At 74.3% G+C, this 14,846-nt stretch carries 13 protein-coding genes; 9 read left to right on the top strand and 4 right to left on the bottom strand.

The genetic code is table 11. The features are described 5' to 3' along the window. Positions 1 to 73 precede the first annotated feature (73 nt). Together G5C62_RS01335 and G5C62_RS01330 are read left to right on the top strand one after the other, a co-directional pair. Positions 74 to 1,699 (top strand): acyl-CoA dehydrogenase family protein, encoded by a 1,626-nt coding sequence (locus G5C62_RS01335; RefSeq protein ID WP_164699768.1) that lies wholly within the window; start codon positions 74 to 76, stop codon positions 1,697 to 1,699. Positions 1,700 to 1,743: 44 nt separating this feature from the next. After that, the gene (locus G5C62_RS01330; protein ID WP_164699767.1) at positions 1,744 to 2,133 is read left to right on the top strand and encodes a hypothetical protein; all 390 of its coding nucleotides are present in this window, start codon (positions 1,744 to 1,746) and stop codon (positions 2,131 to 2,133) included. Positions 2,134 to 2,151: 18 nt separating this feature from the next. On the opposite strand, the gene G5C62_RS01325 is transcribed toward G5C62_RS01330, so the two are convergent. Then, on the bottom strand, positions 2,152 to 3,423 hold the full coding sequence (locus tag G5C62_RS01325; RefSeq protein WP_164699766.1) for a M18 family aminopeptidase: 1,272 nt from the start codon (positions 3,421 to 3,423) through the stop codon (positions 2,152 to 2,154). Between the two features lie 180 nt (positions 3,424 to 3,603). On the opposite strand from G5C62_RS01325, the gene G5C62_RS01320 reads away from it, so the two are divergent. From G5C62_RS01320 to G5C62_RS01305, 4 genes are all read left to right on the top strand, one after another. Beyond that, positions 3,604 to 3,870, top strand: coding sequence for a hypothetical protein (locus G5C62_RS01320; protein ID WP_036335593.1), 267 nt, complete (start codon positions 3,604 to 3,606; stop codon positions 3,868 to 3,870). Between the two features lie 34 nt (positions 3,871 to 3,904). Further along, complete coding sequence (locus tag G5C62_RS01315) at positions 3,905 to 4,795, top strand: MoxR family ATPase (RefSeq protein WP_206330423.1); 891 nt, start codon at positions 3,905 to 3,907, stop codon at positions 4,793 to 4,795. Next, positions 4,785 to 5,897 (top strand): VWA domain-containing protein, encoded by a 1,113-nt coding sequence (locus G5C62_RS01310; protein WP_206330422.1) that lies wholly within the window; start codon positions 4,785 to 4,787, stop codon positions 5,895 to 5,897. The genes G5C62_RS01315 and G5C62_RS01310 overlap by 11 nt, the downstream gene beginning before the upstream one ends. Before the next feature lie 77 nt (positions 5,898 to 5,974). Further along, complete coding sequence (locus tag G5C62_RS01305) at positions 5,975 to 7,096, top strand: XdhC/CoxI family protein (RefSeq protein ID WP_164699764.1); 1,122 nt, start codon at positions 5,975 to 5,977, stop codon at positions 7,094 to 7,096. 70 nt (positions 7,097 to 7,166) lie between these two features. On the opposite strand, the gene G5C62_RS01300 is transcribed toward G5C62_RS01305, so the two are convergent. Next, entirely contained in the window at positions 7,167 to 8,582 is a 1,416-nt protein-coding gene (locus G5C62_RS01300; protein ID WP_241175650.1) for a M20 family metallopeptidase, read from the bottom strand. Positions 8,583 to 8,700: 118 nt separating this feature from the next. Here G5C62_RS01300 and G5C62_RS01295 point away from each other — a divergent pair, with 118 nt between their 5' ends. Then, a complete protein-coding gene (locus G5C62_RS01295) occupies positions 8,701 to 9,312 on the top strand; it encodes an MOSC domain-containing protein (RefSeq protein ID WP_164699763.1) in 612 nt (203 codons plus the stop codon). Here G5C62_RS01295 and G5C62_RS01290 read toward each other — a convergent pair. Then, positions 9,291 to 10,418 carry an NDMA-dependent alcohol dehydrogenase gene (locus G5C62_RS01290; protein ID WP_036335589.1) on the bottom strand — a complete coding sequence of 376 codons (1,128 nt, stop codon included), beginning with the start codon at positions 10,416 to 10,418 and terminating at the stop codon, positions 9,291 to 9,293. The genes G5C62_RS01295 and G5C62_RS01290 overlap by 22 nt on opposite strands. 223 nt (positions 10,419 to 10,641) lie before the next feature. Between G5C62_RS01290 and G5C62_RS01285 the strand changes: the two genes are divergently transcribed. Next, positions 10,642 to 12,540 (top strand): L-lactate permease, encoded by a 1,899-nt coding sequence (locus tag G5C62_RS01285; RefSeq protein ID WP_064972398.1) that lies wholly within the window; start codon positions 10,642 to 10,644, stop codon positions 12,538 to 12,540. A gap of 34 nt (positions 12,541 to 12,574) precedes the next feature. Here the strand turns inward: G5C62_RS01285 and G5C62_RS01280 are convergent, their stop codons facing one another. Then, positions 12,575 to 12,970: a DUF3224 domain-containing protein gene (locus G5C62_RS01280; RefSeq protein ID WP_164699762.1), complete on the bottom strand. Its 396-nt coding sequence runs from the start codon at positions 12,968 to 12,970 to the stop codon at positions 12,575 to 12,577. Positions 12,971 to 13,035: 65 nt separating this feature from the next. Here G5C62_RS01280 and G5C62_RS01275 point away from each other — a divergent pair, with 65 nt between their 5' ends. Then, entirely contained in the window at positions 13,036 to 14,436 is a 1,401-nt protein-coding gene (locus G5C62_RS01275; protein ID WP_164699761.1) for a bifunctional 3-(3-hydroxy-phenyl)propionate/3-hydroxycinnamic acid hydroxylase, read from the top strand. Positions 14,437 to 14,846: the final 410 nt, after the last annotated feature.

The following is a 14,846-nucleotide window of genomic DNA, read 5'->3' as shown; positions in this document are numbered from 1 at the left end:
CCTGATCAGCCGATCCGGCGAACCGCCGTGGTCCACTCCTGGGGAACCGGGACCACGTCGGTGAGGAGGCGCAGTGAGCAGCACGCACGAGGTCCTCAACCAGGCGCCGCCGCGGGTCGACCTGGACGAGTACTCGACCGACCCGGCCCTGACCGAGGCGGTCGAGCGCCACGGCGCCGGATGGGCCGCCGACCACCTCGCCGAGGTCGGGTCGCTCGTCGGGCAGGCCGACTTCCAGCGGGACGCCGAACTCGCCAACACCCATCCGCCGGTGTTCGCCGGCCACGACCGCTGGGGCAACCGGGTCGACGCGGTCGAGTTCCACCCCACCTACCACCGGATCAGCGCCGCGGCGATCGCGCACGGCGCGCACACCAGCTGCTGGGCGGAGCCGCGGCCCGGTGCGCACGTCGCCCGGGCGGCGGTGTTCATGCTCTTCGCCCAGGTCGAGCCCGGGCACGCCTGCCCGGTGAGCATGACCCACGCCGTCGTCCCCTCGCTGCGCGCGGCGCCGGAGCTGGCCGACGTGTGGCTGCCCAAGGTGTTCTCCCGGGACTACGACCCCGAGCTGCGCGACCCGGCCACCAAGTCCTCCGCGGTCTTCGGCATGGCGATGACCGAGAAGCAGGGCGGCTCGGACGTGCGGGCCAACACCACCCGGGCCGTCGACGCCGGCGACGGCAGCTGGCGGCTGACCGGGCACAAGTGGTTCTGCTCGGCCCCGCAGTCCGACGCGTTCCTGGTCCTCGCCCAGACCAGCACCGGCCTCTCCTGCTTCCTGGTGCCCCGCGTCCTGCCGGGCGGTGACCGCAACGTGTTCCGCATCCAGCGGCTCAAGGACAAGCTGGGCAACCGGTCGAACGCCTCCTCGGAGATCGAGCTGGAGGACACGGTCGGCTGGCTGGTCGGGGAGGCGGGGCGCGGGGTCCGCGCCATCATCGAGATGGTCGGGCAGACCCGGCTGGACTGCGTGCTGGGCAGCGCCGCCGGCATGCGGCAGGCCGTCGCCGAGGCCGCCTGGCACACCCGGCACCGCAGCGCCTTCGGCGCCACCCTGATCGACCAGCCGGCGATGACCGCCGTCGTCGCCGACCTGCAGCTGGAGGCCGAGGCCGCCACCTGGACGGCGCTGCGGGTGGCCGCGGCGTACGACAGCGAGGACGCCGAGTCGGTCGCGTTCCGCCGGCTCGCCACCCCCGTGGCGAAGTACTGGGTGTGCAAGCGCGGGCCGCACCACGCCTACGAGGCGCTGGAGTGCCTGGGCGGCAACGGCTACACCGAGGCATTCCCGCTCGCCCGCCGCTACCGGGAGCAGCCGGTGATGGCGGTCTGGGAGGGCTCGGGCAACGTGATCGCCCTCGACGTCCTCCGGGCGCTGGCCCGCGAGCCGGAGTCGGTGGCCGCCGTCGACGAAGAGGTCGCCTCGGCGCTGGGCCAGCACCGGGCCTTCGACGCCCACGTGCAGGCCACCCGGGCCCTGATCGGCCGGGTGCAGGCCGACCCGGGGAGCGCGCCGCAGCACGCCCGCCGGGTCGTGGAGGCGCTGGCGCTCGCCCTGCAGGGGGCCGTCCTGATCCGGGAGGCGCCGGCCGCCGTCGCCGACGGGTTCGTCGCGGCCCGTCTCGGGGCCGACCGCAGCCTCGGGTACGGGGCGCTGGACGCCGGCCTGGACCTCGCCGCGATCGCCGCTCGCGCCTGAGCGCGTCCCACCGGCCGGACGCCTGTCGCCCTATCCTCCGCCGCATGACCGGACGTCGACGCACCTGGACCGCCGGAGCGGCCGCGCTCAGCGTGCTCGCCTGGGCCGCGTGGCTCGCCTGGGACCGGGAGTACCAGTTCGACCCGGCCACCAGCACCACCTCCGGCCCCTACGCGGAGTGGCAGGTCGTCGGCTGCGTGCTGACGCTGCTGGCCGCGGCGGTGCTGGCCGGGTGGGTGCAGCGGCCGCTCGTCGCTGCGCTCGTGGTGACCGTGCCGTTCACCCTCTGCTGGACGGTCGACGCCGCGCTGCAGGACGAGACCGGGCTCTTCATGGTCGGCGCCCTGCTGGTCGCCGTGGGCCTGTTCCTCGGCTCGCTGCTGGTCGCCGTCGGGGTCGGCCGGGCCACCGGCCGCAGTCGCCTCGACGCCTGACCCCGCCCGGGGGACCGGTCAGTCGGCGAAACAGGCGGTCAGCGCGCCGACCATCAGCGGGACGTCGAGGGCCGAGGCCAGCTCGCGGGCCGAGTGCATGGCCAGCATGGGTGCGCCGACGTCGACGGTCGCGATGCCCAGCCGGGTCGCCGTCAGCGGGCCGATCGTGCTCCCGCAGGGCAGGTCGGCGCGGGTGACGAACCACTGCACCGGCACCGACGCCTCCGCGCAGCGCTCGGCGAACCAGCCGCTGGTCACCGCGTCGGTGGCGTAGGCCTGGTTGGCGTTCACCTTCAGCACCGGCCCGCTGCCCAACTGCGGCTGGTGGCCGGGCTCGTGCCGGTCGGAACGGGTCGGGTGGACGGCGTGCGCCATGTCCGCCGAGACCAGCCGGGACTGCGCCAGTGCCCGGGGGAGCGCCTGCGGGTCAGCGGCGTCCAGGACCGCCACCAGCCGGCGGACGACGTCCTCCAGGAAGCTGCCGCGCGCCCCGGACATCGAGCCGCTGCCCACCTCCTCGTGGTCGTTGGCGACCAGCAGCTGGGTGCGGCGGGTGGCCGCCGCGGCGATCAGCGCCGTCACCCCGGCGTGGCAGCTGGCCAGGTTGTCCAGCCGCGGCGCGGCGATCCAGCTGCCGTCGGCGCCGGTGCGACCGGCGGGCTGGGTGTCGGCGAGCACCAGGTCGTGCCCGACGACGTCCTGCACGGCCGCGCCCACCTCGGTGGCCAGCGCCTCCCGGAGGGCCGGCTCGGTGCCCAGGTCCTGGGACCAGACGGGCACCAGTTCCCGCTGCGGGTCCAGCTTCAGGCCGTCGCGCACGCTGCGGTCCAGGTGGATCGCCAGCGACGGCAGCCGCAGCGGCGCGCCGGGCAGCCGCACCAGTGCGGTGCCGCCGCCGCGCAGTGCCACCCGGCCGGCCACGGTGAGCTCCCGGTCCAGCCAGGTGTGCCACAGCCCGCCGCCGTAGGGCTCGACGCCGACCAGCCGGTACCCGGCCTGCCGGACGTCGTCGCGCGGCCGCACCTTGAACGTGGGGGAGTCGGTGTGCGCGCCGACCAGCCGCAGCCCCGCCTCGGCCGGGGAGGTGCTGCCGACCCGGAACGCGATCAGGCTGCCGTGCCGGACGACGAAGTGCTGACCGCCGGGCGCCAGCTCCCACCGGTCGGCCTCGCCGAGCTCGGTGAAGCCCGCCGCGCGCAGCCGCCGGGCGAGCTCCGCGACGGCGTGCGACGGGGACGGGGAGGTGTCGACGAAGGCCCGCAGGTCGTCACCGAGGGAGAGGTCCGGCATGGGCCCATCCTGCTGGACCGGCCCTGACCCGGCCGACCCCGAGCCGCGCGGCCGAGCCTGAGCTCCGCTGTCGAGCCTGAGCCGCTGGACCGACCGTTGCGCCGTGCCACAGCGCGGCTCAACGGTCAGCGGGGCGGGTCGACCCGCGTTTGGCGTGAGCAACGCGGGTAGGGCGGGTGCATGGCCGACGACATCGAGATCGATGCCCAGGGTGAGCACGGCTACCTCGTGACCCAGCCGAGCGAGCTGGAGGACGTGCGCACCTGGTTCAAGGTGACCCCCGAGGTGATGGACCAGCTCGGCGCCGACGACGAGGAGGACGTGGTCCTGCGCACCGTGCAGTTCCTGCGCAGGCACCAGGACGTCGCCGACTTCCCGGAGACCGTCGACCTGGAGGACGTCATCGCCAGCTACGACGAGTACCTGACGGTCATGACGGCGGACTGATCACCATCGCGGTGCGGATGGGATGCTGCGACCTGTGACCGAGCCAACGCTGCCCGCCGACCCCGCAGCCCTGGCCGCTGCCTTGGAGGGCACCGGCTACCTGCCCGACGAGGGCCTGGCGACGGCGGCCTACCTGGCGCTGGTGATGCACCGCCCGCTGTTCCTGGAGGGCGAGGCCGGGGTCGGCAAGACCGCGCTGGCCCGGGCGCTCGCCGACGTCACCGGCCGGCCGATCTACCGGCTCCAGTGCTACGAGGGCCTGGAGGCCAGCCACGCCCTCTACGACTGGGACTTCGGCCGCCAGCTGCTGCACCTGCGCGCTGCCGAGGCCGCCGGTACCGCCGAGCGCGCCGAGGAGCTGGAGGCCTCGCTCTACGACCGCCGGTTCCTGCTGGCCCGCCCACTGCTGCAGGCGCTGGAGGACTCCCCCTCGGTGCTGCTCATCGACGAGGTCGACCGGGCCGACGACGAGTTCGAGGCGTTCCTGCTCGAGGTGCTCAGCGACTTCACCATCTCCATCCCGGAGCTGGGCACGATCCGGGCGCAGACGCCGCCGCTCGTCGTCCTCACCTCCAACCGCACCCGCGAGGTGCACGACGCGCTCAAGCGCCGCTGCCTCTACCACTGGCTGGAACACCCCGACTTCGAGCGCGAGGTGGCGATCCTCCGCCGCCGGCTGCCCGACGTCACCGAGGAGCTGGCCCGTCAGGTCGCCCGCGCCACGGCCCGGCTCCGCGAGCTCGACCTGCTCAAGCCGCCCGGGGTCGCCGAGGCGATGGACTGGGCGACCGCCCTGCACGCCCTGGGCGCCCGTGAGCTCGACCCGGACACCGCGGCCCGCACCCTCGGGGCGGTGCTGAAGTACCGGGAGGACACCGACCGCGTGCACGCCCTCGCCCGGGGAGCGCTGTTCGGTGCCGGGTGAGCAGCGGGACGTCGTCACGACCGTGCTCGGGTTCGCCCGCACGCTGCGGCACGCCGGCGTCGACGCCTCCCCCGACCGGGTCGAGGCGATGCTCGCCGCGGTCGCGCACCTCGACGTCCTCGACCCCACCGCCGTCTACTGGTCCGGTCGGCTGACCCTCTGTGCCAGCCCCGACGACCTCGAGCGCTACGACGCCGGTTTCGCCGCGTACTTCGGGGGCGAGGCGCCGCGGGCCCGGCGGCCGTCGGGGGCGGAGGAGCAGCGGGTCGCGCAGTCCGCGCCGCTGCAGACCGGCGAGGGCAGCCAGGAGGGCGGGGAGCCCACCGAGCTGGCCACCCAGGCCAGCGGCGAGGAGGTGCTCCGGCACCGCGACGTCGCCGAGCTGACCGTGGCCGAGCGCGACCAGCTGCGCCGGCTGTTCGCGCTGCTGGTCCCGGCCAGCCCGATGCGTGCGTCACGGCGGCGCAGCCCGTCGGCGCACGGGGCGATCCACCGGGCCCGCACCGTCCGGCGGGCGCTGCGCGACGGCGGCGAGATCACCCGGCTGGTGCACCACCGGGCCCGGCCGCGCCCGCGTCGGGTGGTGCTGCTGATCGACGTCTCCGGGTCGATGAGCCCCTACGCCGACGCGCTGCTGCGGTTCGGGCACGCCGCCGTCCGGGCCCGGCCGGCCAGCACCGAGGTGTTCACCATCGGCACCCGGCTGACCCGGGTGACCCGCGAGCTGCGGCTGCGCGACCCGGACAAGGCGCTGGCCGCCAGCGGTTCGGCGATCCCCGACTGGTCCGGTGGCACCCGGATCGGCGAGGTGCTCAAGGCGTTCCTGGACCGCTGGGGCCAGCGCGGCACCGCCCGCGGCGCGATCGTGGTGGTCTGCAGCGACGGCTGGGAGCGTGGTGGCCCCGAGCTGCTGGGCGAGCAGATGGCCCGGCTGGCCCGGTTGGCGCACGCCGTCGTCTGGGTGAACCCGCACAAGGGCCGGGCCGGCTACGAGCCGCTGACCGGCGGGATGGTGGCGGCGCTGCCGTCGGTGGACTGCTTCGTCGCCGGGCACAGCCTGGCCGCCTTCGAGGAACTGGCAGGAGTGATCACGCGTGCCTGAAGGTGGAAGGACCTCGTCCTCCTCATCCCTCGCGGGCTCGGGACGAGCCTCTGGACGAGGCCGGAAGGAGTTCTCTCATGCGCGATGTTCTTGACGACCTGGTCGGGTGGTGGCAGGCGGGGGAGACCGTCGGCGTGGGCACCGTGGTGGGCACCTGGCGTTCCGCGCCGCGCCCGGCGGGGGCGTCGATGCTGGTCGGCCCGGACGGGACGGCGGTGGGCAGCGTCTCCGGCGGCTGCGTCGAGGGCGCGGTCTACGCCGAGGCACAGGACGTCCTCGCCAGCGGCGAGCCCACCCTGGAGCGGTACGGGGTGAGCGACGACGACGCCTTCGCCGTGGGCCTGACCTGCGGCGGGATCCTCGACGTCTACGTGGAGGCGATCTCCCGCGAGTCCTTCCCCGAGCTCGGTGACGTGGCCGCGTCGGTGGGTGCGCACGAGCCGGTCGCCGTCGTCACCTGCGTCAAGGGCCCGGCCGACCGGCTCGGCAAGCGGCTGGTGCTCTGGCCGGACCGCGCCTCGGGCACGCTCGGCGCCCAGCGGCTGGACGACGCCGTCGCCGACGACGCCCGCGGCATGCTCGCCGCCGGCCGGACGGCGACCCTCACCTACGGCCACGACGGCGAGCGGCGCGGCGACGAGCTGACCCTGTTCGTCTCCTCCTTCGCCCCGCCGGCCCGGATGGTGGTGTTCGGCGCGATCGACTTCGCCGCCGCCGTCGCCCGGGTGGGGTCGTTCCTCGGTTACCGGGTGACCGTCTGCGACGCCCGGTCGGTGTTCGCCACCGCCCGCCGCTTCCCCGACGCCGACGAGGTCGTCGTGGAGTGGCCGCACAAGTACCTGCAGGCCCAGGTGGACGCCGGGGCGATCGACGAGCGCACGGTGCTCTGCGTGCTCACCCACGACCCGAAGTTCGACGTCCCGCTGCTGGAGGTCGCGCTGCGGCTGCCGGTGGCCTACGTCGGCGCGATGGGGTCGCGGCGCACCCACGACGAGCGGCTGGCCCGGCTGCGCGAGGCCGGATTGGGTGAGGACGAACTGGTCCGGCTCGCCTCACCGATCGGGCTGGACCTCGGCGCCCGCACCCCCGAGGAGACCGCCGTCTCGATCGCCGCGGAGATCATCGCCGGCCGCTGGGGCGGCACCGGCGAGCGGCTGGCCGAGGTCGCCGGCCCCATCCACCGCACCGCCGACCGCTAGGAGGGGCCGAAGTCGCGACTTCGGCCCCTGAGCCCACCACCACAATGGCCATTCTGGTGGTGGTCGTCGGTCAGGCCGGGTGGGACGGCGGGGGCCAGGCGGGGGCGAGCTCGGCGAGGTCCCACCACAGGCCGGCCATGACCTGCAGCGCCTCCCGGACCAGCCCGATCGGCAGGTGCTCGTCCGGGGCGTGCTGGGCGCAGCCGGGGTAGGAGTGCGGCACCCAGACCGTCGGCAGCCCGAGCACATCGGCGAAGGCGCTGTTAGGCAGCGACCCGCCCAGGTTGGGCAGCAACGCCGGCCGGACGCCGGTGGTGCACTCCAGGGAGGCCAGCGTCCAGGTCACCCAGGGGTCCTCCGGGTCGAGGCGGGTGGCGGCCATAGCGAGCTCCTGGCTTACCTCGACCGCACCGAAGCCGGCCGCGGCCAGGTGGGCGCGCACCTGGTCGGCCACCGACCCGCCGTCGGTGCCGACCACGAAGCGCAGCTGGCAGTGTGCCCGGGCCGACGGCGGGATGGCGCCGACCGGGGCGTCCGGGTCACCGGCGGTCATCGCCAGCACCTCGAGGGTGTTCCAGCCGAACAGCCGCTCGCTGGGCGTCAGCCCGGGCTCACCCCACTCCGGGTCGATGGCGGGAGCGTCCGGCCCCTGGTCCAGCGGCACGTCCACCAGCGCCCGCCGCACCGGCTCGGGGACGCCGTCCGGGCGCAGGCCCTCGACCAGCAACCGGCCGCGGCCGTCGACCAGGCTGGCCAGCGCGTTGGCCAGCACCGTGGCCGGGTTGCTCAGCACGCCGCCCCAGTTGCCGGAGTGGTGCGCCGCGGCGCGGGCACGCACCGACAGCGTCAGGTTCACCGCACCCCGGGTGCCCAGGAAGACGGTGGGCCGGTCGGCGGCGACCCGCGGGCCGTCCGAACCGATCAGCAGGTCGGCGGCGAGCTCGTCGCGCAGCTGGTCGCAGACCTCGTCCAGGCCGGGGGAGCCGAACTCCTCGCCCATGTCCAGCAGCAGCGTGACGTTGTAGCCCAGCCGGTCGTCACGCACGGCGAGCACCTGCTCCAGTGCGACCAGGTTGACGCTGTGCTGGCCCTTGTTGTCGGCGACGCCGCGGCCGTACCAGCGGTCGCCCTCGACCACGACCCGCCAGGGATCGAGCCCTTCTCGCCACTGCTCCGGGTGGGCGGGCTGCACGTCGCCGTGGCCGTAGGTGAGCACGGTGGGCAGCCCGGGGTCCTCGACCCGCCGCGCGACCAGGAAGGGGTGGCGCGGTGAGACCGGGTTCTCCACGATCCGCGCGGTGAAGCCCAGCCGCTCCACCAGCGGCACCATCTCGGCGGTCAGGTACTCCCGCAGCACCGGCTCGCGGGCGGGGTCGGCGCTCTCCGTCGGCAGCGCGACCCGGCGGGCCAGGTCGGTCAGGAAGGCGCCGGAGTCGAGCTGCTCGGCGGCACGGGCGAGGGCGGTCTGGCGGTCCACGCCGTCCACGTTCGCAGTCCTCGGCCCCGGCCGCCCACCCGGGCCAAAGTCGCGACTTTGCCCCCCGAGCCCACCACCAAAATGGCCATTTTGGTGGTCGAGGGAGTCGAGGGGGGACGATCGGCGGGTGACGGACGAGGACCTGCCGTACCGCTACGACGTCGAGGTCGTCGGGCTGCTCGCCTCGCCGGCGCACCGCTGGGACGGCCGGCCCGACCCTGCCCTGGCCGGACCGGTCGAGCGCACCGACCGGGTCGAGGTGCGGGCCGGGCTGGGCATCGTCGGCGACCGCTACTTCGGCCGGCCCGCCCACCGGGACGCCTCGGTGACGGTGCTCGCCGCCGAGGGGCTGGACCACCTGGGCGACGAGCTGGGCAGCGGGCCGTTGGACCCGCTCGCCGCCCGGCGCAACGTCGTCCTGCGGGGTGCGGAGGTCGAGGTGCTGCGCGGCCAGCCGTTCAGCCTGGACTGCGGAGAGGGGGTCGTCGTCCTGGCCGGTGGGCGGCCGGCCCACCCGTGCGCCTGGCTGGACCTCGCGCTCACCCCCGGCGCACACCGCGGGCTCCGCGGGCGGGCGGGGGTCCGCTGCGCACCACGGTCGGACGGCGTCCTGCGGCTGGGCCCGGCCGTGCTGCGCACCGCCGTCCCGCTGGTCCCGGCGCAGGCGGGTGCCGCCGTGCGGCCCGCGCCCCGTCCGCCGACGGGGCGCGGGTCCGGTCAGCGGTCGGCGTCGGTGTAGACGACCATCCCGCGGATGTTCTTGCCGTCGCGCATGTCCTGGTAGCCCTGGTTGATCTCGGCCAGGGAGTACTTCTGCGTCACCAGCCCGTCGAGCTTGAGCTGACCTGCCTGGTAGAGGGCGAGCAGGGCCGGGATCTCCGCGCGCGGGTTCGCGCCACCGAAGATCGCGCCCTGCAGGTCCTTCTGCAGCAGGGTGAACTCGAACAGGTTCAGCTTCACGTCCATGTTGGCCGCGTTGCCCATGCCGGTGACGACGACCCGGCCGCCCTTGCCGATCATCGAGACCGCGGCCTGGATGTCCTCCCCCTGGATGTCGCCGACGGTGATGATCGCCTTCTCCGCCATCCGGCCCCAGGTCATCTCGTTGACCACCGGCGTGGCCTCCTCGACGCTGGAGAACACGTGGGTGGCGCCGAAGTCCTTGGCCCACTGGTGCTTCGCGACGACCGGTTCGATCACCACCACGCGCAGCGCCCCGGCCGCCGCGGCGCCCTGGACGGCGTTCATGCCCACGCCGCCGGCGCCCATGATCACGACCGTCTCGCCCGGGCGGACGTCGGCCACCTTGGTCGCCGAGCCCCAGCCCGTGGTCACGCCGCAGCCGACCAGCGCGGCGACCTCCAGCGGGATGTTCGGGTCGATCTTGATCACCGACGCCTCGTGCACGGTGATGTAGGGGGCGAACGTGCCCAGCAGGCACATCGGGACGACGTCCTTGCCGCCGGTCTGCACCCGGTAGGAGCCGTCGGAGATCGACGTCCCGGCCAGCAGGCTGGCGCCGAGGTCGCAGAGGTTCTGGTGGCCGTTGGAACAGGGCGGGCACTGCCCGCAGGCCGGGATGAACGCGGTGACGACGTGGTCGCCGACGGCCAGCCCGGTGACACCGGGGCCCACCTCGGTGACGACGCCGGCGCCCTCGTGCCCGCCGAGCACCGGGTAGGAGCCGACCGGGGTGCCGCCGGTGACCAGGTGTTCGTCGGAGTGGCACAGCCCCGAGGCCGCCAGCTGCACGGTGACCTCGTTGGCCCGGGGGTCCCCGATCTCGATCTCCTCGATCGACCACTCCTGGCCGATTCCCCACAGGATGGCGCCCTTGGTCTTCAAGTCATGTCCTCCAGGTCTGCAGCGACCACGTCGTCGTTGATGTGGTCTCTCTCACAGCCTGCGGAGGCCGGTGGGTGCCGTCAAGGCGGGATGCCGGGGATCCCGGGCGGACAACGGTCCACGGCCGTGTGCGCAGGGGTGGCGGGCGACCGTGCGGTGCGTCACAGTGCAGCGACTCCGCACGCCCTCGATGGTGCGGACACTGCCGACGAGAGGCGTCAACGTGGACAACCTCGCTGTGCTCAGCCTGCTGGCCCTGCTCCCGATCCTGGTGGTCGGCGTGCTGCTGGCCGGCCTCCGGTGGCCCGCCAAGCGGGCCATGCCGATCGGCTTCGTGGTCGTGGTGCTCGTCGCCCTGTTCGCCTGGGAGATGAGCCCCACCGCGATCGCCGCCTCGGCGGTCCAGGGGCTGCTGCTGGCCCTCACGCTGCTCTACATCGTCTTCGGCGCGCTGCTGCTGCTGGAGACCCTCACCAAGAGCGGCGCGATGGCGACCATCCGCGCCGGCTTCACCAGCATCAGCCCCGACCGCCGGGTGCAGGCGATCATCATCGGCTGGCTGTTCGGCAGCTTCATCGAGGGCGCGTCCGGCTTCGGCACCCCCGCCGCCGTGGTCGCCCCGCTGCTGCTGGCGCTGGGCTTCCCGGCCATGGCCGCGGTCATGGTGGGACTGATCATCCAGAGCACGCCGGTGAGCTTCGGCGCCGTCGGCACGCCCATCCTGGTCGGCGTCAGCGGCGGGCTGACCGGTTCGGACGCCGTCGAGGAGCGGACGGCTTTCCTCGGCATCGAGTTCCCCGAGTTCCTGGAGCGGATCGGCTTCCAGGTGGCCGCCATCCACGCCACCATCGGCACGCTCATCCCGCTGATCCTCGCCTGCATGCTGTGCGGCTTCTTCGGCGAGCGGAAGCGGTTCGCCGACGGCCTGGCGATCTGGCCGTTCGCGCTCTTCGCCGCCTTCGCGATGACCGTGCCCTACGTGACCGTCGCCGCGGTGCTCGGCCCGGAGTTCCCGTCGCTGCTCGGCGGCCTGATCGGCCTGGTCATCGTGATGTTCGCGTCCAGCCGCGGCTTCCTCATGCCTAAGGAGACCTGGGACTTCCCGGCCCGGCAGCGGTGGGCGACCAACTGGATGGGCAACCTCTCCCCGGAGGACGAGAAGGACGTCGCCGGCAAGAAGATGAGCATCTGGCTGGCCTGGACGCCGTACGTCATCGTCGCCGCCCTGCTGGTGCTGAGCCGGACCATCGACCCGATCACCGAGTTCCTGACCACCGGCTGGCGGGTCGTCACCGTGGACGACATCTTCGGCACCGGCATCGCCCAGGCCCTGCAGATGGTCTACCTGCCCGGCTTCCTCTTCATCCTCACCTGCCTGATCACCTACGCCATCCACCGGATGCGGCCGGCCGACATCGCCGCGTCGTGGAAGGTGGCCGGCAGCCAGCTGGCCGGCGCGGCGGTGGCGCTGCTGTTCGCGCTGCCGCTGGTCCGGGTGTTCATCAACTCCGGCGCCGACTTCAACGAGTCCGGGCTGGCGTCGATGCCGCTGACCCTGGCCGAGGGCGCGGCGTCCATCGCGGGCGACACCTGGCCGGCCTTCGCGCCGTGGATCGGTGCGCTGGGGGCGTTCGTCGCCGGCAGCAACACGGTGAGCAACCTGATGTTCTCGCTCTTCCAGTTCTCCACCGGTGAGCAGATCGGGGTGACCCCGGAGACCGTCGTCGCCACCCAGGCGGTCGGCGGCGCGGCCGGGAACATGATCACGGTGCACAACATCGTGGCGGCGTCGGCCACCGTCGGCCTGATCGGGCGGGAGGGTGACCTGATCCGCAAGACCGTCCTGCCGACGATCTACTACTGCCTGATGGCCGGTGGCATCTCGCTGGTGCTGATCTACGGGTTCGGGGCCAACCTGAGCACGCTGTGGCTGGCCGTCCTCCTGGTCGCGATCGCCGCGCTGATCATCGCGATGCGGCGCTCGCCCGGGAAGCCGAACAACGAGCTCGTCGACACGGCCGGGTCGCCGGCGGACAGCCCCACGACCGGTGGGGCGCCCGGCGACGGCCGGGACCAGACGGACATGGTCCCCGACCCCAACGCCACCCGCGACGACCGCTGATCGACGGACACCCCGCCCCCGCCGGGGCGGGGTGTCAGTCGGGCAGGACGACGTCCAGGGTGAGCAGCTCGTGGGCGACCGTCCCCGTACCGCTCAGTCCGGCGAGTGCGGCGGTGCCCGAGCCGGCGACCACTCGGGCCCACTGGGTGGTCTCCACGCCCTCGCCCATGGCGGCTCCGTGCTCGAGCACGAAACTGCCCCGCCGGCCGGCCAGGGCGCCGGTGATCCGCTCCTGCGCCACGTACGAGGCGCCGCGCTCGCCCTGGGTGGTGAGCGCGTGGCCGGTGGCCGAGCCGGTGAGGTCGTCGCCCTGGTAGGTCTTCACCAGCACGACCCGCGCAGTGGCCGGCGCGCCGGGCTCGGCGGTCTCCGGGTCCGGGACCACGTCCCAGGTGTCGATGGTGAACGGCGCCGTCAGGTGCAGGTCCATGCCCGGCATCCTGGCCCGTGGCCTGCCGTCTGTCCTGGGGTGGGGCCACGGGCAGACTCATCGCCGTGACGGTGGTGGTGGTCGGCGCCGGGCCGGTCGGGGTGACGGCGGCGCTGCTGCTGGCCCGCCGGGGCATCGACGTCCTGGTGCTGGACCGGTACCCGGCCGCCTACCCGCAGCCGCGGGCGGTGCACCTGGACGACGAGTCGTTGCGGGTGCTGCAGGCCGCCGGCGTCGCCGACGCTTTCGCCGCGGTGAGCCGGCCGATGGCCGGGCTGCGCCTCCTGGACGGCGAGCACCGCACGCTCGTGGAGTTCGGGCGTGGGGACGGCGCGCACGGCTGGCCGCAGGCGTCGATGTTCAGCCAGCCCGACCTGGAGGCGGTGCTGCGCGACGCGCTGGCCGCCGAGCCTCGGGCCGAGCTGCGCGGCGGGGTCGAGGTGTTGCACGTGGAACAACCCGGACCGGTTCGTCTCACCGTCCGCGACCGGGCCACCGGCGTCGAGGAGGAGCTGGTCGCCGACGCCGTGCTGGGGTGCGACGGCGCGAACAGCACGGTGCGCCGGCTGATCGGTTCGTGGATGCACGACCTCGGCCCCTCCGAGCGCTGGCTGGTGGTCGACCTGGCCGCCGACGCCCCGCTGGACGTCTGGCCCGGCGTGCACCAGGTCTGCGACCCGGTCCGGCCGGCGACGTTCATGCCGATCGCCGGCGACCGGTACCGCGCGGAGTTCCGGCTGGCCGCGGGGGAGTCCGCCGCGGACCTCGACCTCCCGGCGCTGCTCGGCCGGTTCGGGGCGCAGGGGTGCACCGTCGTCCGGACCGCGGAGTACACCTACGCCGCCCAGGTGGCCGACCGGTGGCGGGACCGGCGGGTGCTGCTCTGCGGCGACGCCGCCCACCTGACCCCGCCGTTCATCGGCCAGGGGCTCGGCCTGGGGTTGCGCGACGTGCACCAGCTGACCTGGAAGCTGGCGGCGGTGCTGGACGGCGCGGACGACGCGCTGCTGGACACCCACCAGACCGAGCGGGCGCCGCACGCCCGGGCGCTGATCCGGGTCGCGCTGCTGCTCGGCCGGCTGATGACCGGCGGGGGCGACCGGGCGGTGCTGGTGCGCCGGGCGGTGCTGACCGGGGTGCGCCGGCTGCCGCGGCTGGCCGCCTTCGCCGCCGCCAGCCGGACGCCGCCGCTGCGTCGGGGGCCGCTGGTGCGCCGGCCCCTCGTCGCGCCCGGCTCCGCGGTCGGGACGCTCCTGCCGCAGCCGCCGGTCGCGGGCGCCCAGCGGCTGGACGACCTGCTCGGCCCCGGCTGGACGGTGCTCAGCTCCGGCGGGCCGGTGCCCGATGACTGGCCGGGTCCCGTCGTGCGGGCCGACCGGCTCGGCTCGCCGGAGCTGGTCCGCTGGCTCGGCAGGCGTTCGGTGCTGGTGCGTCCCGACCGGATCGTGGCCGCCGTCCACGGGTGAGGAACGGCGTGGCGTCCGGTGCCCGCGGACGCATCTGCGGCTGGGTGGAGTCGCATGCCGGGACGGACTGTCCGTGGTCGAGCTGGCGCGGATGTCCCGGGGCCGGACGAGAACAATCGGTCTCGTAAACGCGCAGGTCAGCCGCGCAATCGTGCCCATGACCAGGTGTGACGGCCGCGTCATGACGTTCACCCCATCGTGACCGTGCGTGGTCTTGTGTAGGCGCACGGTCACTGCCAAGGTCTGTCCTGAGCGCCTCCGGCCGGGGCGATCGCACGTCGTTCGATCCCGACTCCCTGCGTTCCCGGTGAGGTGTGCTGTGCCCGTTCCTGGTTCCCTGCTGTCCCGATCCCCTGGTGGGGGTCGTGCTCGTGCGCGGGCCCTCCGGCTGGCCACGGTCGGCGCCGTCA

The sequence above is a fragment of the Modestobacter sp. KNN46-3 genome, from assembly GCF_011039295.1.
This window is presented reverse-complemented; position numbering and strand designations above follow the sequence as displayed.

Bases quoted from the DNA above. Each gene is read 5' to 3' on its own strand.
- G5C62_RS01305 (WP_164699764.1), top strand. From the start codon at position 5,975: ATGCGCGATGTTCTTGACGACCTGGTCGGGTGGTGGCAGGCGGGGGAG.
- G5C62_RS01320 (WP_036335593.1), top strand. From the start codon at position 3,604: ATGGCCGACGACATCGAGATCGATGCCCAGGGTGAGCACGGCTACCTC.
- G5C62_RS01280 (WP_164699762.1), bottom strand. From the start codon at position 12,970: ATGGACCTGCACCTGACGGCGCCGTTCACCATCGACACCTGGGACGTG.
- G5C62_RS01325 (WP_164699766.1), bottom strand. From the start codon at position 3,423: ATGCCGGACCTCTCCCTCGGTGACGACCTGCGGGCCTTCGTCGACACC.
- G5C62_RS01330 (WP_164699767.1), top strand. From the start codon at position 1,744: ATGACCGGACGTCGACGCACCTGGACCGCCGGAGCGGCCGCGCTCAGC.